This is a genomic window from Streptomyces ossamyceticus (assembly GCF_001418475.1).
In the GTDB taxonomy this organism is placed as follows: domain Bacteria; phylum Actinomycetota; class Actinomycetes; order Streptomycetales; family Streptomycetaceae; genus Streptomyces; species Streptomyces ossamyceticus.
In genome coordinates, this window is record NZ_LIQX01000965.1 from 1,559 (window position 1) to 1,921 (window position 363).

The following is a 363-nucleotide window of genomic DNA, read 5'->3' on the forward strand; positions in this document are numbered from 1 at the left end:
CGCCGCTCTCGCCGTCGAAGCGGTAGACGACCTCGGAGTAGACGTCCTCCTCGGAGCGGTCGAGGACGCGGTAGCCGGGGAGGCGGGCGAAGCCGTAGTTCGCGTTCTCGGCGTCGTCCATGGAGGCGGCGGGGCTCTCCTCCATGACCTCGAACAGCTGGAGGACCCGGGTGCCGTCCGGGGACTCGTACGTCACGACCGCCGGCTTGCCGTCGGGCTGCTTCGCCGTGCGGGTCCAGCCGGAGGGGACGTCGACGGTGAAGCCCACGGGGTCCTCGGAGCGCACATAGCCGGGCGCGGCATCGGCCGAGGTCCCGCCGGACGCCCCGGACGTACCCCCGCCACCGCCTCCGTCACCACTTC

General features: G+C 72.7%; 1 pseudogene. It reads right to left on the bottom strand.

Going from position 1 to position 363, the window contains the following annotated elements:
* Positions 1 to 363: pseudogene (locus AOK15_RS41045) on the bottom strand (hypothetical protein); the annotation flags it as partial.